This window comes from Pseudomonas gingeri (assembly GCF_013385425.1).
Taxonomy (GTDB): domain Bacteria; phylum Pseudomonadota; class Gammaproteobacteria; order Pseudomonadales; family Pseudomonadaceae; genus Aquipseudomonas; species Aquipseudomonas gingeri_D.
Map to the genome: position 1 here is coordinate 169947 of NZ_JACAQA010000003.1, position 18404 is coordinate 188350.

Below are 18404 nucleotides of genomic sequence, written 5' to 3' on the forward strand. Positions count from 1 at the left end.
GGGACGTTTTAACCCATGTTGTCCATTGCCCTCCGTCGTCAGCGCGTCACTCCAACAGCCGCACAAACCCGGGTTGTAAACCGAACACCTCGACGCCTTCCGGTGTCGCCTGGCCGGTGGTGACCGCCACGCGCTTGACCGGCTGACCCACCGCCTCGCGGTATTCCACCTCAAGGCCGTTATCGACATGCTGGAGCGCCGCGGGCGGCAGCACGATCGCCTGCTCGTTGCGGTAGGTGATGATAGTCAGCCGGGCACTCATGCCCAGCCGGACCCGTTGCAACTGCTCCTTGCTCAGTTTCGGCACCGAGAGCGTCACCGGGAACTGTGCGCCGCCGCCGGGCGCATCGCTGGGCAGCGCCAGGCTGCTGACAATATCGACGGCGCCGTCGAGGCGCACACCGTCGAAACCGTCTCCCAGGATCTCGACGCTCTGACCTTGATGCAGTTGGTTGATGTCCAGCTCCGAGACCTTGCTGACGATCTTCAGCTGCTCGATATTGGCCAGGCCGAACAAGACCTGCCCCTGGGTGACCCGGCTGCCGTTCTGCACCGGCCCGGCGCTGCTGGCTGTCGAGCCTTGCGGGCCGGACGCCCCCGGAGCCGGCACGACGATACCGGCAAACGGTGCCAACACATTCTTTCCCTCAAGCAGGGTGCGCAAGGCTTCGTACTTGACCGTGGTATTGGTCAATTCCATATCGGCGATCTGGCGATATTCGCCCTTGCCCTGGTCCAGGGCCTGTCGCAGATCACCCTGGGCCGCCGCCAGATCCAGGCGCTGGGTTTGCAGTTGCTGCTGCAGATCGTCCAGCTCGCCACGGGCGATGATGCCGCGCTGGAGCAGGGTCTGGCTTTCGCGCAGCTTGCGCTCGTTGTTGCCGACGGACATTTCCACCGCCCTGAGCGAGCGCCGGGCGCGGGCCACCTGTTGGCTGTTGTTCCAGTCCTGCAACTCCTGGACGGCGCGGCGTGCCTTGAGCTGGGCGGACAAGGCGTCGCGCAGCTGGATTTCCAGCAGCGCCGGGTCCATCTGCACCAGTGTCTGCCCGGACTCGACCCGCTGTCCCTGTTCCACCAGCACGGCGCGCACATTTCCGTCGAAGGGCGCGGTAAGGGTGATGGTTTTCTGCGGCTCGATCTTGCCCACCAGGCCGATCTGGTGGACCAGCGGCGCGGTCTGCACCGGGATCCACTGGCCGTTCTTCGGCGGATCGGCAGCCGGGGCGCGATAGCCGATCACCGTGGCGGCGACGACGACCACCAGCCCCAGTGCGCCGCCTTGCAACCAGCGTTTGCGGCGGGTCGTTGTGTCAGTAGTCATTGAGCGCAATGTCCCAGCTCTCCAGAGTCATGCCCAGGGTCAGATCCAACTGGGTCTGGGCGTTCAAATAGGCAATCAGGGCGTTGAGTCGGGCGTTTTCGGCGTTACGCAGGTCGCCTTCATAGCTCAGGACCTGAAAGTTGCTGGAGCGCCCGGCACTGAGCTTTTCCCGCTCGATATCCAGCTTGCGCCGGGAAAGGTCGACGGCGCGCTGGGCGATCTCGTATTGCCGCCAGCGGGTGCCGAGGTCGCGCACCACGTCATTGACGCTGCGCTCCAGCGCCTGCTTGGCATCGGCGAGCGTGATCTGCTGATTCTCGACATCGATCCGGGCATGCACTTCGGCCTGGCGGGTACTGAGGTCGCCGATGGGGATCTGCACCTGCACGCCGGCGTAGCTGTCCCAACGGCGGCTGCCGACGTTGCCGAGGTCATTGTCGGTGCGATCGCGAATCTGGTTGGCCCCGGCGATCAGCGACACATCCCAACGGCTCTGGTCCTTGGCGATCACCAGGTTCAGGTCGGCCTGCTGGCTGCCGAGCAAGGACGCCAGGTAGTCCGGCTGCTGGACCTGGGCCACGCGAAAGGCGTCCTGCTTGTCGATGTTGACCCGGTTGGCTTCCAGCGCCTCGGTGGCGCGGATCGGCGTGGACAGGTCGAGGGCCAGCAGGCGCAATAACGACAGGCGATTGATATCCACCTGGTTGCGGGCTTCCTCGACGCCCAATTCCTGGGTGGCGATATCGGCCTCGGTCTGGACGATTTCGAACTCGGCCATGCGCCCCGCGGCGATCAGCGCCTTGTTCACGTCGAGCAGGGCACGGGCGCGCTTGAGCGCGTCCTGGGTAATGGTCAGTTGTTCCTGGGACCTGAGCACTTCCCGGTAGGAGGTGATGATGTCGCTGATGGTCTGCGCGACATTGGACTTGAGGCTCAGGCGGTTGACCTGCTCGGCGATCCGCGCCACCCGCAGTGGGGCGGTGGTCACATCCCAACCGGCGCCCCGCAGCAGCGGCTGGATAATTGCCAGGTCGAGGCCGTCGCTGCGATAACGACCGGCGACATCGGCATTGGTCAGTTGTTGGGTCCAGGCCATGCTCAGGCGGGTGCCGTACTCGCTGAGCAGGCTGGTGGTCGGCGAGAGGGTGGCATTGCGCGAGCTGTCCTTGGAACCCCGGTTCGCCTGATAGGTGCCACTGAGCAACAGCTTGGGATTGAATACATCTTCAGAAACCCGCAGGTCGAACTTCTGCGCGATCCGTTGCAGGTAGGCGCTGCGGATGCTGCGGTTGTTGCGCAACCCCAGGTACACCGCGTCCCCCAGGGTCAGGTCGGTGTTCTGCTGGCTCAACAATACGCCACGGGCCTGATTGCTCCGCAGACTCGGGGCTGACGGCTGGCCGACCAGATCGTCGCCGGCCAAGGCCGGGCCGTACGAGAGGCAGAGCAGTAGCGCCATCCATGGCCAGGATCTATTCATCGCGCAAGGCCTCCACCGGTTGCAGTCGTGATGCCGAAATCGCCGGATAAAGGCCGAAGAACAGGCCCACCAGCAGGGTACTGCCGACCCCCAATGGCAGCGACAGCACCGCCAGGGAAAATTGCCAGCCGGACATCCGCGCATACAGGTAGGCTGCGGCCATGCCCAGCAGCGCACCGGATAAAGCACCGACGGCGGTCAGGGTGACCGCCTCCAGCAGAAACAGATTACGGATGTCCTTGCGCCGCGCGCCCAGCGCCATGCGCACGCCGATCTCCCGACGGCGCTCGGAGACGTTCATCAGCATCACATTCATCACCCCGACACCGCCGCCGACCAGGGAAATGCCGCCCAGGGCCATCAGCAGGTAGCCGAAGGTCCGGCTTTGCCGGGTCATGCCGTCAATCATCTGTTGCGGTACCTGGACCTCGACCTGGCGGCCCCTGAGGCGCTGTTTCAAGGCCTGGGTCAGGGCATCGGCGACTTGATTGGTGTCCTGGCCGGGGGCCACCCGCACGATGAGATTACTGATCTGCGGGTCGCTCATGATTCGCCCCAGGCCTTCAAGGGGGAGAAACAGCGAGTCGTCGGCCTGCACCGGAATCAGGATGGCCGGCGGTTGGCTGCGGGCGATGCCGATCACCTGGAACAGGTAGTCATTGATGCGGATGCGTTCGCCCAGGCGCAGCGGGTCGCCGGGTTTGCTCAAGGCCTGGGCGATCTTGTGCCCGACCACGACATAGGTTTCGCCGTGATCGAAGTCGGAGATAAAGCGTCCTTCATCCAGTTGCAGGCGCATGGCCCCCATCAACTGGGCGGTGCTGCCCACCAGATTGGCGTTGCTGGCCCGGCCGTGAAACACCACCGCGGCGCTGGACAGGGTGATCGGGGCGATCTCCAGCAGGCCTGGCAACGCCGTGTTCAACGACGACACATCGAGGGTCGCCGGCATCGGCGTGCGTACATCGGCATTGCCGGGAAACTGCACCGACAACGTATCGGTGCCCATGTCCTTGAAGATCGCCGAGGCTTCCTGGGCCGCGTTGTGGCCGATATTGATCAGGGCGATCACCGATGAACTGCCGATGACAATCCCCAGCAAGGCCAGGAGCGAGCGTTTACCCAAGGTCCTCAGGCTGACAAAGGCCTCGTGGAGCAACTGGCTGGCACTTTGTTCGACCTGCACGCTCATGCCGGGCAGGCCTCGCGTATCACGCCGTTGTGCACCCGGATCTGCCGCCCCAGGCGTTGGGCTATCTGCGGGTCGTGGGTGACGATGATCAGCGTGACCTGGCGGACGCGATTGAGCTCCAGCAACAGGTCCATGATTTCCCGGGCGGTGCTGCTGTCGAGGTTGCCGGTGGGTTCGTCGGCGAGGATCACCGAAGGTTCCCCCACCAGCGCCCGGGCAATCGCCACCCGTTGGCGCTGGCCGCCGGAGAGGTCGGCGGGGCGATGGTGCGCGCGCGCCTCCAGGCCGACCTGTTCGAGCATGGCCATGGCCCGGGTCAGTGACTCGCCACGGGGGACACCGCGATAACTCAGGGGCAGGGCGACATTGTCCAGGGCGCTGAGGCGCGCCAGCAGGTTGAAACTCTGGAAGACGAAGCCGATCTGCCGGTTGCGGATCGCCGCCAACTGGTCGGGGCTGGAGCGGAAGATGTCATGGCCGGCAAAACGATAGTGGCCGCTGTCGGGCAGGTCGAGCAACCCGAGGATATTGAGCAGGGTGCTTTTGCCCGAACCGGAAGCGCCGAGAATGGCACAGCTTTCACCGGCCTCGATGGACAGCGAGACATTGTCGAGAATGGTGAGGGTTTGCTCGGCGAGGCGATAACGCTTGGCGATGCCTTGCAGGGAGATGAAGCCTTCGTGAGCAATCGTGTCTGTCATCGCTGACCGCGCCGGCCGGCTTGACCCGGCAGGAGCCTCCGTCCCGGGCGCTTTGTGGGACGCTCAGGCGGTTCTCGGGGCAGGGACAAGCACAAGGTTTATTTTATTGTTTCAAATAATTGTTTGAATAGTAACCGTGATCTTGGGGCGACGCCAGCCGCCGGGTTCAAGGAAGGCCAAGACATTTCAGGCAGGGCTTTGTGACAACTGGATACATTTTATTGGTCGGTCAAGCCGGCCGCGACGAGTGCAGGCACTAGCCTTGCTCACGAGGGACAGCCTGGACACAGTTGCCTCCAACTGTGTCTTTTTGAACCCAAATAGAATGGTTTTCAAACACCCGATAAGACACGGTACCCGGCGTAGAGGCTTGCTTTCAAAGGCTTTCACGGGTATAAAAAATCAAATTTATTTTTAAAACACTGTTCATCCGGTCAAATTTTCACCCCGCAAAGGCTCCTCACATATGGTCGCAAAGAAACTCAGTGCCCCGAATGTCACCAAGACCCGACTACTGGATGCCACGGAGGCACTGTTTATCAAATACGGCTACGACGCCGTGTTATTGCGCCAGATCACGGAGCGCGCCCAGGTCAACCTGGCCGCGGTGAACTATCACTTCGGGGACAAGGATTCCCTGATGACCGCCTTGCTCATGCAGCGCCTCGGGCCGCTCAACGAGCAGCGCCTGGAACTGTTGGCCAAATGCGAGGAACAGGCGGACGGCCCGCTGGACTGCGAGACCCTGCTGGGGGTTCTGTTCGCCCCGGCCATGGGCCTGGAACGCAGCGGCGATGGTGATGAAAGCCGCTCCTTCATTCGTTTCCTGGGGCGGGTCTACAGCGACACCTCACCCTTTATCCAGGAGTACCTCAAGGAGCATTACCAGCCGGTTTTCGAGCGTTTCTTCAAGGCCTTCGCCCTGGCGCTGCCGGATATGCCGCGCAATGAAGTCGGGGTGCGCCTGCAATTCGCCCTCAAGGCGATTTCCGGGGTGATTGCCGGGACCGAGCTGCGTTTCCTGATGCAGGCCATGAGCCTGGGGCGCCCGGCCACGGATGCCGAAGTCATGGCCAAGCTGATCAGCCTGGTCTCGGCGGCCATCCATGCGCCGATGCAGGACCACAAAGCCGAGCAGGCGCTGGAGCGCGTGCTGCAGACCCAACGCTCGATTCGCCAGCAGGGCGTGCCGGTCACGGCCAAGGTGGCCGGCAAACCATAGCGGATTGATCCCTCGTGTATTGGCGCGCCCATGTTTGAGCCGATACCGATGATCAGGTCACGTCGCACAATCGCCAATCATGGCTAGAGTGAAACTGACGGCAATTGTGCCGCCACCGTGATCGTTTCAAAGAGCCCGGCACCTGACCGGGACCTTCACCTGATCGGGAGTACGCGATGGATCTCAACCGTCGTCAGTTCTTCAAGGTCGCCGCCATCGGCCTTGGAGGCTCGAGTCTGGCCGCGTTGGGCATGGCCCCGACGCCTGCCTTCGCCGAGCAAGTGCGCCACTTCAAACTCACCCATACCCATGAAACCCGCAACACCTGCCCGTATTGCTCGGTCGGTTGCGGGCTGATCATGTACAGCCAGGGTGATACCGCGAAGAACGTGGTCCAGGACATCATCCATATCGAGGGCGATGCCGACCATCCGGTCAATCGCGGCACCCTGTGCCCCAAAGGCGCCGGCCTGCTGGACTTCATCCACAGCCCTGATCGCCTCAAGTACCCGCAGGTACGCAAGCCGGGCAGCCAGGAATGGACCCGGGTTTCCTGGGATGAAGCGCTGGACCGCGTCAGCGACCTGATCAAGGCCGACCGCGACGCCAACTTCATCGAGAAGAACGCCCAGGGGCAGACGGTCAACCGCTGGCTGACCACCGGATTTCTCGCCGCTTCGGCGGCGTCCAACGAAGCCGGTTACCTGACCCACAAGGTCATTCGCAGTCTCGGCATGCTGGGGTTCGACAACCAGGCACGTGTCTGACACGGCCCGACGGTGGCAAGTCTTGCCCCGACGTACGGCCGTGGCGCCATGACCAACACCTGGACCGATATCGCCAACGCGAATCTGATCCTGGTAATGGGTGGCAATGCCGCTGAAGCGCATCCGTGCGGCTTCAAATGGGTGACCGAAGCCAAGGCCCACAACCAGGCACGCCTGATCGTGGTCGACCCGCGTTTTACCCGGACCGCCTCGGTGGCCGACTATTACGCGCCGATCCGTACCGGCAGCGATATCGCCTTTATGGGCGGGCTGATCAATTTCCTGCTGACCGAGGACAAGATCCAGCACGAATATGTGCGCAACTACACCGACGTATCGTTTATCGTCAAAGCCGGCTTCGGCTTCGAGGACGGGCTGTTCAGCGGCTACGACGCGGCCAGCCGCACCTATACCGACAAGTCCTCCTGGGGGTATGAGCTGGGCGAGGACGGTTTCGCCAAGATCGACCCGAGCCTGCAACACGAGCGCTGCGTCTACCAACTGATGAAACAGCACTACAGCCGCTACAGCCTGGAACTGGCGAGCCAGACCTGCGGCATGCCCCAGGACGCCATGCGCAAGATCTGGGACGAAATCGCCACCTGCTCGCAACCGGGCAAGACCATGACGATTCTCTATGCCCTGGGTTGGACCCAGCACTCCATCGGCTCGCAGATCATCCGCAGTGCGGCCATGGTCCAGCTGTTGCTGGGCAACGTCGGCATGCCCGGCGGCGGGGTCAATGCCTTGCGCGGTCACTCCAATATCCAGGGGCTGACGGACCTCGGGCTGTTGTCCAATTCGCTGCCCGGCTACCTGACCCTGGCCTCCGATGCCGAGCAGGACTACGACACCTATATCTCCAAGCGCGCCCTCAAACCCTTGCGTCCCGGCCAGTTGTCCTACTGGCAGAACTACGGCAAGTTCCATGTCAGCCTGATGAAAGCCTGGTATGGCGCCAATGCCACCGCCGAAAACCACTGGGGCTACGACTGGCTGCCCAAGCTCGACAACCCCGGCTACGACATCCTGCGCATGTTCGACCGGATGGGCCAGGGGCTGGTCAACGGCTATATCTGCCAGGGCTTCAACCCGATTGCCGCGCTGCCCGACAAGAACCGGGTGACCGCGGCGCTGGGCAAACTCAAGTGGCTGGTGGTGATGGATCCGCTGTCCACTGAAACCTCGGAGTTCTGGCGCAACGCCGGACCTTACAACGATGTCGACACCGGCAATATCCAGACCGAGGTCATTCGCTTTCCGACCACCTGCTTCGCCGAGGAGGATGGCTCGCTGACCAATAGCAGCCGCTGGCTGCAATGGCACTGGAAAGGCGCCGAGGGGCCAGGGGAAACCCGCACCGACGTGAAGATCATGAGCGAACTGTTCCTGCGTCTGCGCAAACGTTATCAGGCCGATGGCGGCGCTTTCCCCGAGCCGATCCTCAAGCTCAGCTGGCCGTACAAGATCGCTGATGAACCGTCACCGGAGGAACTGGCGCGAGAAATCAACGGTTACGCCAGCGCGGACTTCACCGATGCCACGGGGACTGCGATGAAGGCCGGCCAGCAACTGGCCGGATTCGCCCAGCTCAAGGACGACGGCAGCACCGCTTCGGGCTGCTGGATCTTCTGCGGCAGCTGGACCGAGCAGGGCAACCAGATGGCCCGGCGCGACAACAGCGATCCCTACGGCATGAAACAGCACCTGGGTTGGGCCTGGGCCTGGCCGATGAACCGGCGCATTCTCTACAACCGTGCATCCGCCGACACCCAGGGCAAGCCCTGGTCGCCGGAAAAACGCCTGGTGTGGTGGAACGGCAAGGCCTGGGGCGGCACCGACGTGCCCGACTACAAAGCCGATGTACCGCCGGAAGCCGGGATGAACCCGTTCATCATGAACCCCGAGGGCGTGGCGCGGTTCTTTGCCGTGGACAAGATGGCCGAAGGGCCGTTCCCGGAGCATTACGAGCCGTTCGAAACCCCCATCGGCATCAACCCGCTGCACCCGGACAACAAGAAGGTCACCAGCAACCCGGCGGCCCGGATCTTCGATTCGGTCTGGGACAGTCTGGGCGTGGCGAAGGATTTCCCCTATGCCGCGACCACTTACCGGCTGACCGAACATTTCCACTTCTGGAGCAAGCACTGCAAGCTCAACGCCATTGCCCAGCCCGAGCAGTTCGTCGAGATCGGCGAGCTCCTGGCCAAGGAGAAGGGCATCGTGGCCGGCGACCGGGTGCGGGTCAGCTCCAAGCGCGGGCATATCGAGGCGGTGGCGGTGGTGACCAAACGGATTCGGCCGCTGCAGGTCAACAACCAGGTCGTGCACCACATCGGCATCCCGTTGCACTGGGGATTCACCGGGGTGGCGCGGCATGGCTACCTGACCAACACCCTGGTGCCGTTCCTCGGCGATGGTAATTCACAGACCCCGGAATCCAAGTCATTCCTGGTCAACGTGGAGAAAATCTGATGGCCAGCCAAGACATCATTGCCCGTTCGGCGACCACCACCTTGCCGCCCTCCGTGCGCCAGCAGGAAGAAGTCGCCAAACTGATCGACACCACCAAGTGCATCGGCTGCAAGGCCTGCCAGGTGGCGTGTTCGGAATGGAACGAGCTGCGCGACGAGGTCGGCCATAACCATGGCACCTACGACAACCCCCAGGACCTGAGTGCCGAAAGCTGGACCCTGATGCGCTTCACCGAGCATGAAAATGCCGCCGGCAACCTGGAGTGGCTGATCCGCAAGGACGGTTGCATGCACTGCGCCGACCCCGGCTGCCTGAAGGCCTGCCCCAGCCCGGGGGCGATCATCAAGCACGCCAATGGCATCGTCGATTTCAACCAGGACCATTGCATCGGTTGCGGTTACTGCATCACCGGTTGCCCCTTCGACATACCGCGCATCTCGCAGAAGGACCACAAGGCCTACAAGTGCACGCTGTGTTCGGACCGGGTGGCGGTGGGGCTGGAGCCGGCCTGTGTGAAAACCTGCCCGACCGGGGCGATTGTCTTTGGCAGCAAGGAGGACATGAAGGAACACGCCGCCGAACGCATTGTCGACCTCAAGTCCCGCGGCTTCGACCAGGCCGGCTTGTACGACCCGGCCGGGGTCGGCGGCACCCATGTGATGTACGTGCTGCACCACGCCGACCAGCCGTCGCTGTACGCCGGCCTGCCGAACCAGCCGAGCATCAGCCCCTTCGTCGAATTGTGGAAAGGCATCAGCAAACCCCTGGGCCTGCTGGCGATGGGCGCGGCGGTGCTGGCGGGCTTTTTCCACTACGTGCGCATCGGCCCGCAACGGGTGGAGGAGGACGAGCATCCGGCGCCCCCGGACAGCAGCGTCCATCAGGTCGATCCGAGCGTGCATGTCTTTGATCCGAAAACCGGTGAGGAGCCACGGCCATGAGCGACAAGCCGATCCTGCGTTATACCGCCAACCAGCGCACCAACCACTGGCTGGTGGCGATCCTGTTCTTTATGGCCGGTCTGTCCGGGCTGGCGCTGTTTCACCCGTCGTTGTTCTGGCTCAGCCAACTGTTCGGCGGCGGTCCCTGGACCCGTATCCTGCATCCGTTCATGGGCCTGCTGATGTTCGTGCTGTTCCTCGGATTGGTGATCCGCTTCTGGCGGGCCAACTTCTTTATCGCCAACGACCGCTTGTGGCTCAAACGGGTTGATCGGGTGATCCGTAACGAGGAGGAGGGCGTACCGCCGATCGGCAAGTACAACCCCGGGCAGAAACTGCTGTTCTGGACGCTGCTGGCCTGCATGCTGGTCCTGCTGTTCAGCGGCGTGGTGATCTGGCGGGCGTATTTCAGCCAGTACTTCGGCATCGGCAGCATTCGCCTGGCGGTGTTGCTCCATGCCCTGGCGGCGTTCGTACTGGTGTTGAGCATCCTCGTGCATATTTATGCCGGTATCTGGATCAAGGGCTCGGTCGGGGCCATGCTGCATGGCTGGGTCAGTCGTGCCTGGGCACGCAAACACCATGAGTTGTGGTACCGCGAGGTGACCCGGAACGAGGCCTCGACCGCCGAGCCACGGAAAAAGGGATAAGCGCTTGAGCACGATATTGGAACCTGGACAGATCGAGGCTTCGGCCAGTTCGCCGCCGTTTCTGCATCTGCCGCCGCCGACGCTGTTCGCCCTGCGCGCAGCGCGGCTGGAGCAGTTGGCGGTCGGGCATCCGCTGGCCGAATATATCGGACTGGTGGCCGGGCTTTGTCGGGTGCAGCAGCAACTGCTGGATCAACCGCCAAGCACCGCGCTTCCCGATCCTGAGCGCCAGCGGCTGTGCCTGGAGCATGGCCTGCCGCCGCTGGCTGCTGACAGCCTGGTACGCGAAGACCTTTGGCTGCCTTGGCTGGACGCCTTGTTGTCGGGTCATGCCACCCGTGTCCCCGCCGTGCGACAGGCCATCAGCACTTTGCAGGACACCCGGGGCGGGCAACGTAAAGTCTGGGCGCTGGCCTTGCTCGGGGGCCAGTATTCCGGCCTGCCGGCAGCCTTGGTGCCGTTTCTCGGGGCGGCCTTGCAGGCGGCCTGGAGCTATTGGCTGCTGAGCGTGCCGAACCTGGCCTTGAAACCCGGCGACAGCCTGAGCCAATGCCCGGCCTGCGGTTCGCCGGCCATGGCCGGGGTGATCCGCCACCGGGGCAAGTTCAATGGCCTGCGTTACCTGGTGTGTTCACTGTGCGCCTGCGAGTGGCATGTGGTACGGGTCAAATGCATCTACTGCGAACAGAGCAAGGGGCTCAAGTACCTGAGCCTGGGGGATGACGGCCATGGTGCCGGTCATGCGCCGTTACGGGCGGAAATCTGCCCGGGCTGTAACAGCTATCTCAAGCTGCTCTATCTGGAAGAAGATGCCGAGGCCGAGGCGCTGTCAGCTGATATCACCAGCCTGGCGCTGGATATTCGTCTCGATCAGGAAGGGTATCTGCGCCAGGCACCGAATCTGTTGCTGGCGCCAGGGGGCGATTAGGCGATGGCGTCGTGCCCCTCCCTCAAGGAACGAGCGAGGCGTCTACACTCAGGTTTCCGCATCGCGTCTTCAGGAAACCGCTGATGTCCTCGAGCCTTGCCGCTGTCCCGCCACGTCTGCCTTCCATCGATAGCCTTCTGCGCGACCCCGCTTGCCAGCCCCTGGCCGAGCGCTATGGTCGGGATGCCTTGCTGACAACCTTGCGGCAGTTGCTCGATGAACTGCGTGAACCGGTCCGTTCGGGCCAGCTCACGGCCAACGAACTGACCCCGCCCGTTCTGGCGGGCCGAGCCGGCGAACGCCTGTTCAACCAGCACCGCAGCCGTGTGCAACGGGTGTTCAACCTGACCGGCACGGTGCTGCACACCAACCTCGGCCGGGCGCTGCTGCCCGAAGAAGCCATAGACGCCATGCAAATCGCCGCCCGTTACCCGCTCAATCTCGAATTCGACCTGCACAGCGGCAAGCGTGGCGACCGTGACGACCTGATCGAAGGCCTGATTCGCGAACTGACCGGCGCCGAAGCCGTTACCGTGGTCAACAACAATGCCGCCGCCGTGCTGCTGGCCCTCAACAGCCTCGGGCAACGCAAGGAAGGCATCATCTCCCGGGGCGAGTTGATCGAGATCGGCGGGGCCTTTCGCATCCCCGATATCATGGCCCGCGCCGGTGTCCGCCTGCATGAGGTGGGCACCACCAATCGCACCCATGCCCGAGACTACGAAACCGCCATCGGCCCACGTAGCGGCCTGTTGATGCGGGTGCACGCCAGCAACTACAACATCCAGGGCTTTACTGCCCAGGTGCCCACCGCCCGGTTGGCAGAGATTGCCCATCGCCATGGCTTGCCGTTGCTGGAAGACCTGGGCAGCGGCAGCCTGCTTGACCTCACACGCTGGGGCCTGCCCGCCGAACCCACGGTGCGCCAGGCGCTGGAAGACGGCGCCGATATTGTCACCTTCAGCGGCGACAAATTGCTCGGTGGGCCCCAGGCCGGGTTGATTGTCGGGCGCAAGGAGTTGATCGCGAAGATCAAGAAGAACCCGTTGAAACGGGCGTTGCGGGTCGACAAGCTGACCCTCGCCGCGCTGGAGGCGGTGCTGGGGTTGTACCGTAACCCGGACCGATTGGCCGAGCGTTTGCCCAGCTTGCGCCTGCTGACCCGACCCCAGGCGGAGATCCTTGCCCAGGCCGAGCGTCTGCGCCCGTTGTTGGCCGACGTCTTGGGGGAGGGCTGGAGCGTCTCGGCGATGCCGGCGCTGGGCATGATCGGCAGCGGTAGCCAACCGGTGGCGCGGCTGCCCAGCGCGGCCTTGTGCCTGCGGGCCAATACCTCGAAGCGCCTGCGCGGGCGCACTTTACATGGGCTGGAGGCCGCGTTGCGGGGGTTGCCGATTCCGGTGTTGGGGCGCATCGATGATGATGCCTTGTGGCTGGATCTGCGTCAGTTGGATGACGAGGCGGTCTGGGTGGCGCAGCTTGCGGGGTTGAACCTCGGGACCGCGTCATCGTTCATCGCGAGCAAGCTTGCTCCTACAAAAAGCGGGCCGCAGGGGAGTCGGACGAGGTGATCGTCGGCACGGCGGGGCATATCGACCATGGCAAGACGAGCCTGCTCCAGGCGCTGACCGGTCAGGCCGGCGACAAGCGCCGCGAGGAGCGCGAGCGCGGCATCACCATCGATCTGGGTTACCTCTATGCCTCGCTGGCGCCCGGCTGCGCGCTGACCGGTTTTATCGATGTGCCCGGCCATGAGCGATTTATCCATAACATGCTGGCCGGCGCCCAGGGGATCGATCTGGTGTTGCTGGTGGTGGCCGCCGATGACGGGGTGATGCCCCAGACCCGCGAGCACCTGGCGATTGTCGAGCTGCTGGGCATTCCCCGGGCGTTGGTGGCGATCAGCAAGTGCGACCGGGTAGACCGTGCGCGCAGGGCCCAGGTGCGCACCGAGATCCAGGCATTGCTGGCGTCCGGCCCTTATGCCCGGGCACCGTTTATCGAGGTTTCCAGTGTCACCGGTGAGGGTATCGAGACCTTGCGCCAGGCGTTGCTCGAAGCCCAGGGCGAGGTCCGGCGACGCAGTGATGAGGGCGGCTTTCGCCTGGCGATCGACCGCGCCTTCAATGTACCGGGCAGCGGTATCGTGGTCACCGGCACGGCTTTGTCCGGTCACGTTGGAACCGGTGATGTCCTGGCCCTTGGACCCAACGGTAAAGCGGTGCGAGTCCGTGGACTGCACGCGCAGAATCAGGCGGCAAGCAAGGCGTTCGCCGGGCAGCGGGTCGCTTTGAACTTGAGTGCCGAGCGCCTGGCGCTCGAGCAGATTCATCGCGGTCACTGGCTGCTGTCCGAGTGGCTGCATGCCCCGACCCAGCGGCTGGATATCGAACTGCGACTGCTCGCCAGTGAAGCCCGCCGGTTCGAACACTTCAGTTCGGTGCATATTCACTTGGGCACCCAGGATGTACTGGGCCGGGTAGCTTTGCTGGATACCACGCAGTTGGCGCCGGGAGGCCGAGCCTTTGCCCAGTTGCTGACCCATGCACCCTTGCAGGCCGTGCACGGTGACCGTCTGGTGTTGCGCGATCAAAGCGCACAACGGACCCTCGGTGGTGGCCGGGTGCTGGATCCCTTTGCGCCAACCCGTCAGCGCCGCAGCCCCGAGCGCCTGGCGCAGTTGCAGGCCTTGGCGCAGGCCCAAAGCCTGGAGACGGTATTGCCGACATTACTTGCCGGCAGCACCGGGGGGCTTGATCCGCAACGCCTGGAGCGTCAGTTCAATCGTCCGCGCAACAGCTGGACGCTGCCCGCCGATATCAGTGTGATCGCCACGCGCCAAGGCTCGTTGTTGTTCAGCAGCACAGGCTGGCAAGCCCAGAAGGACGCGTTGCTCGCGCAACTGGCACGCTTTCACAGCCTGGAGCCCGATCAACTGGGGCCGGACCGCGATCGCCTGCGGCGTTTCGCCGCCTTGGCGCTGGAACGACCGGTATTTATCAGCCTGCTGGACTCGCTGCTCGACGACGCAGCGATTGCAGCAAGCGGCCCCTGGTTGCATTTGCCCGACCATCAGGTCCGCCTGAACGCAAGCGACGAGAGCTTGTGGCAACAGCTGCAACCGCTGCTGGACCAGGGCGCAATCGATCCTCCGTGGGTACGCGCCCTGGCACTGTCGACCGGGCAGGATGAAAACGCCGTACGCTTGCTGCTGCGCAAGCTGGCGAGGCTGGGGCAGGTATACCAGGTGGTGCACGATCGTTTTTACACGGAGGCGGCGGTCCGGCAATTGGCGGCTATGCTGGTGCAATTGGCGGCGGATAATCCGACGGTACAGGTGATCGCCTTTCGTGATCGGCTGGGTCTGGGACGTAAACGCTGCATTCAGATATTGGAGTTTTTCGATCGGATCGGCCTGACCCGGCGTGTCGGCAACTTGCGCTTTATTCGTGCTGACAACGCACTGGCCCGGAGTGCGCCGCAAAACCTGTAGGCGCCTGGCTTGCCAGCGAAGCTTTTAGCGCTCTCAAGGGCCTCTTCGCTGGCAAACCAGGCTCCTACAGGTTTGCAGCGTGCCCAAGGCCTCGTCCAGGCGTACAGATCTCAAGGAAGGCAATCGCGCCCGGTGGCGCGGCCGGGCTTCAAACCCGGTTGGGGACGGCATCCGTTCCCGGGCAGGTTCGACTCCGGCTGCCTTCCGCCACTTTGTGGGAGCGGAGCTTGCCCGCGAAGACGACCGTGAGGTCGCTAAAAGCTTCGCGGGCAAGCTCCGCTCCCAAAGCTTCTGCATCCGGATTTGAAAGACTAGATCTGCAGCGAGCGCCAGGCCGCTTCGGCCAACTCGTTCCGGAAAGTCGCGGGGCGACTCTGGACCCGCCCGGATAACCAGGCCCGGCAATAGTTCTCCGCCTGCCCGACAATCAACGACAGCAACAGCTCGGCCGGAACATTCTTGAGGCCGTCGGCATGGGCCGGCTCGCCCAGCCATTCGCGCAACTGTCGGTTACGCGCCTTGTTACGGGTGGCCAGTTCCATGGCATGGGGCCCCTGGGCCACGACAAAACGCGCCTGGAACTGGAATCGTGCCCATTGCGGTTGCGCGTCGACCCAATCGACATAGCTGTACACCAACGCCCGCACACCGTCCTGCAATGTCTCGGCAGCCGAGAGATAACGCTCACGCAAACCGGCCTGGTCTTCCAGTGCGGCGAAAAACAGCGCCGCCACCAGCCCCTCCTTGTTGCCGAAGTGGTGATAGATCGCTCCCACGCTGGTATCGCATTCGGCGCGGATGGTTTCGATGGTCGTGGCTTCGATCCCGTGCTCGTTAAAGCTGGACAGGGCCTGCGCCAGGATCGCGCGTTTCAGTTCGGCCCGACGGCCCGGGTAACAGCGTTCGAGAAGATCGAGGTTTTCCATGGAAGCAACAACCTGAAGTCCGGTGGCAAGGCAGCAATCTTATGAAACAGAAGCCTGAGCTTGACAGATTTTCCATTAACAGAATATTGTTCTTTTACAGAATATTATTCTGTTAACCGAACAAGACACCCACCGAGGTACACCCGATGAGCCAGTTCCTGAGTATGTTCACCAGTGCAGGTCCGGAAAAATTCAGTCAGATGGCCTGCCAGATCGCCCCGTACTTCAGCACCATCAACCCGTTGATCAGCGAGCTACGCGCCGGGCATTCGCAGGTGCTGGTGCCGTTTCGTCGGGAAATCACCAATCACCTGGGTACTGTCCACGCCATTGCCCTGTGCAACGCCGCCGAGCTGGCAGCCGGGGTGATGACCGATGTGTCGATTCCCGAGGGTGCGCGCTGGATTCCCAAGGGCATGAGCGTGGAGTACCTGGCCAAGGCCAAGACCGACGTCCGCGCCGTGGCCGATGGCAGTGCGGTCGACTGGTCGACGGCGGGAGACAAGATTGTCGTGGTGGACATTCGTGACGAGGAGGGTGTGCAGGTGTTCACGGCGCGGATCACCATGAACGTCAAGCTGGCGTAAGCGTTGAACCCGTGGTGCGGCACCCGATGTGCCATTTTGTCGCACCACCGGCCACAGCGACGGTGTTACATTCTGCGCCCATGAAACCCATCCCGTCCCTTCGACCGTCCGGCCGCCGCCGCACCGGTGCCTGGCTCAGCTTGCTGGCCATGCTGCTGGTCTTCGCCGGCCCGCTGATCGGGCAGGGGCTGAGCCTGGCCCACGGTGCCGGTCCGGCGATCGAGGATATCTGCGGCGCCGTGCCAGGCCTGAACCCGGTGGCGCAGCAAGACTCCGTCCCGGCGGATCATCACGGGACGATGCTCTGGGAAAAGTGCGGTTATTGCTCGCTGCTGTTCCAACACCCGGCCCTGAGCGACTCCCATGCCCTGGCACCTCGCCTGGCACTGGTCCCGATCAGCTTTGCCCACAACCACTTCATCCCCGAGCAAGCCTCGGCCCCGGTTTTTCCGGGGGCCCGTTCTCGTGCACCGCCTCAGGCCAGCGTCTGATCCACCGCACCGATCATTGTCGAAACGACCTGCTGCCGATAAACCCGATGCCCTGATGTGCGTCAATGTGCATTTATCCGGCAACGCCAGGCCGCGACATCGCTCCATACGAAGGACTACAGAACATGAATGAATTGCTGACTCGCCGCCAGGTCGTTGCCGGCCTTGGCCTGCTCGGCCTCGGCGCGCTGACTGGCTGCGACAGCTCCAACGGCTTGTCGTACAAATACGGCAAGGACCTGAGCGACGAGATCCTCGGGCGGACCTTCAAGCTGAAGGACACCGCGGGCAACGTCAAAACGCTGTCCAGTTACCGCGGCATGATGCCGATGGTGTTTTTTGGCTTCACCCAGTGCCCGGCCGTCTGCCCGACCGCGCTGGCCAGGGCGGTACAGGCCAAGAAGCTGATGGGTGTGGACGGCGATCGATTGCAGGTGATCTTCATCACCCTGGACCCGGAACGCGATACGCCCAAGGTCCTCGATGCCTATGTAAAGGCCTTCGACCCGAGCTTTGTCGCGCTCTACGGCACCCTGGAAGAAACCGCGGCCACCGCCAAGGAATTCAAGGTGTTCTACGAAAAGATCCCCAGCGGTTCGACCTACACGCTGTCCCATTCGGCGACCAGTTTTGTCTATGACACGCGGGGCGTGCTGCGCCTGGGGCTGTCGCCATCGCTGTCGGCCAAACAGTGCGCCGAAGACTTGCTCACGGTGATGGAAGTCTGCTGATGAATACTCGAATTTATAAGGTTGCGGCCATGAAACCCTTGAACGTCCTGATGTTGTCCCTGCTCGCGTTGCTGAGTGTCCCGGCCTTTGCACAAACCCGCGTGGATGACGCCTGGGTCCGCGCCACCGTACCCGGTCAGCCTTCGACCGGGGCCTTTATGCGGATCACCTCAAGTGACAACGCCAAGCTGCTGGAGGCGAAATCGCCGGTGGCCAAGATCGTGCAGATCCACCAGTCGAAGATGGACAATGACGTGATGAGCATGCAGCCGGTGGAGTTCGTGCCGTTGCCGGCGGGCAAGACCGTGGCCATCGAGCCCGAGGGGTATCACGTGATGCTGATCGACTTGGTGGGGCAGGTGAAGGGGGGCGACGAAGTGCCGCTGACCCTGGTGGTGGAAAACGCCAAGGGCGTCAAGGAATCCATTGAAGTCAAGGCCCGCGCCCGCGCACTGAACAGCATGGCCGATCACGGCGACATGCACTGAAGGTAGAC

Annotated in this window: 16 protein-coding genes and 1 tRNA gene; 12 read left to right on the forward strand and 5 right to left on the reverse strand. The window is 63.2% G+C overall.

Going from position 1 to position 18404, the window contains the following annotated elements:
- Positions 1-46 precede the first annotated feature (46 nt).
- The 4 genes from HX830_RS03430 to HX830_RS03445 are packed head-to-tail and all read right to left on the reverse strand — an operon-like array spanning position 47 to position 4697.
- On the reverse strand, positions 47-1324 hold the full coding sequence (locus HX830_RS03430) for an efflux RND transporter periplasmic adaptor subunit (RefSeq protein ID WP_177098978.1): 1278 nt from the start codon (positions 1322-1324) through the stop codon (positions 47-49).
- Positions 1314-2804: a TolC family protein gene (locus HX830_RS03435; protein ID WP_152738967.1), complete on the reverse strand. Its 1491-nt coding sequence runs from the start codon at positions 2802-2804 to the stop codon at positions 1314-1316. Before HX830_RS03435 ends, HX830_RS03430 begins: the two co-directional genes overlap by 11 nt.
- Positions 2797-3996 carry an ABC transporter permease gene (locus HX830_RS03440; protein WP_152738970.1) on the reverse strand — a complete coding sequence of 400 codons (1200 nt, stop codon included), beginning with the start codon at positions 3994-3996 and terminating at the stop codon, positions 2797-2799. The genes HX830_RS03435 and HX830_RS03440 overlap by 8 nt, the downstream gene beginning before the upstream one ends.
- Positions 3993-4697: an ABC transporter ATP-binding protein gene (locus HX830_RS03445; RefSeq protein ID WP_152738973.1), complete on the reverse strand. Its 705-nt coding sequence runs from the start codon at positions 4695-4697 to the stop codon at positions 3993-3995. Before HX830_RS03445 ends, HX830_RS03440 begins: the two co-directional genes overlap by 4 nt.
- A 466-nt stretch (positions 4698-5163) precedes the next feature.
- On the opposite strand from HX830_RS03445, the gene HX830_RS03450 reads away from it, so the two are divergent.
- From HX830_RS03450 to HX830_RS03485, 8 genes are all read left to right on the forward strand, one after another.
- Complete coding sequence (locus HX830_RS03450) at positions 5164-5919, forward strand: TetR/AcrR family transcriptional regulator (RefSeq protein ID WP_177098979.1); 756 nt, start codon at positions 5164-5166, stop codon at positions 5917-5919.
- A gap of 176 nt (positions 5920-6095) precedes the next feature.
- Entirely contained in the window at positions 6096-9161 is a 3066-nt protein-coding gene (gene fdnG / locus HX830_RS03455) for a formate dehydrogenase-N subunit alpha (RefSeq protein ID WP_177098980.1), read from the forward strand.
- The gene (gene fdxH, locus HX830_RS03460; RefSeq protein ID WP_103494104.1) at positions 9161-10102 is read left to right on the forward strand and encodes a formate dehydrogenase subunit beta; all 942 of its coding nucleotides are present in this window, start codon (positions 9161-9163) and stop codon (positions 10100-10102) included. The genes fdnG and fdxH overlap by 1 nt, the downstream gene beginning before the upstream one ends.
- Positions 10099-10752 (forward strand): formate dehydrogenase subunit gamma, encoded by a 654-nt coding sequence (locus HX830_RS03465; protein ID WP_177098981.1) that lies wholly within the window; start codon positions 10099-10101, stop codon positions 10750-10752. Before fdxH ends, HX830_RS03465 begins: the two co-directional genes overlap by 4 nt.
- A 4-nt stretch (positions 10753-10756) precedes the next feature.
- The gene (gene fdhE, locus HX830_RS03470; protein ID WP_177098982.1) at positions 10757-11680 is read left to right on the forward strand and encodes a formate dehydrogenase accessory protein FdhE; all 924 of its coding nucleotides are present in this window, start codon (positions 10757-10759) and stop codon (positions 11678-11680) included.
- An 83-nt stretch (positions 11681-11763) separates the two neighbouring features.
- The gene (gene selA, locus HX830_RS03475) at positions 11764-13251 is read left to right on the forward strand and encodes an L-seryl-tRNA(Sec) selenium transferase (RefSeq protein WP_177098983.1); all 1488 of its coding nucleotides are present in this window, start codon (positions 11764-11766) and stop codon (positions 13249-13251) included.
- Positions 13248-15173 carry a selenocysteine-specific translation elongation factor gene (gene selB, locus HX830_RS03480; RefSeq protein ID WP_177098984.1) on the forward strand — a complete coding sequence of 642 codons (1926 nt, stop codon included), beginning with the start codon at positions 13248-13250 and terminating at the stop codon, positions 15171-15173. Before selA ends, selB begins: the two co-directional genes overlap by 4 nt.
- 114 nt (positions 15174-15287) lie before the next feature.
- Positions 15288-15383 (forward strand) — tRNA-Sec (locus HX830_RS03485).
- A gap of 101 nt (positions 15384-15484) precedes the next feature.
- On the opposite strand, the gene HX830_RS03490 is transcribed toward HX830_RS03485, so the two are convergent.
- Complete coding sequence (locus HX830_RS03490; RefSeq protein ID WP_177098985.1) at positions 15485-16099, reverse strand: TetR/AcrR family transcriptional regulator; 615 nt, start codon at positions 16097-16099, stop codon at positions 15485-15487.
- A gap of 146 nt (positions 16100-16245) precedes the next feature.
- On the opposite strand from HX830_RS03490, the gene HX830_RS03495 reads away from it, so the two are divergent.
- From HX830_RS03495 to HX830_RS03510, 4 genes are all read left to right on the forward strand, one after another.
- A complete protein-coding gene (locus HX830_RS03495; protein WP_103494110.1) occupies positions 16246-16686 on the forward strand; it encodes a hotdog fold domain-containing protein in 441 nt (146 codons plus the stop codon).
- An 80-nt stretch (positions 16687-16766) separates the two neighbouring features.
- The gene (locus HX830_RS03500; RefSeq protein ID WP_177098986.1) at positions 16767-17177 is read left to right on the forward strand and encodes a DUF2946 domain-containing protein; all 411 of its coding nucleotides are present in this window, start codon (positions 16767-16769) and stop codon (positions 17175-17177) included.
- A gap of 125 nt (positions 17178-17302) precedes the next feature.
- Entirely contained in the window at positions 17303-17908 is a 606-nt protein-coding gene (locus HX830_RS03505; protein ID WP_152738990.1) for an SCO family protein, read from the forward strand.
- A gap of 29 nt (positions 17909-17937) precedes the next feature.
- On the forward strand, positions 17938-18396 hold the full coding sequence (locus HX830_RS03510) for a copper chaperone PCu(A)C (RefSeq protein ID WP_177099241.1): 459 nt from the start codon (positions 17938-17940) through the stop codon (positions 18394-18396).
- Positions 18397-18404 lie beyond the last annotated feature (8 nt).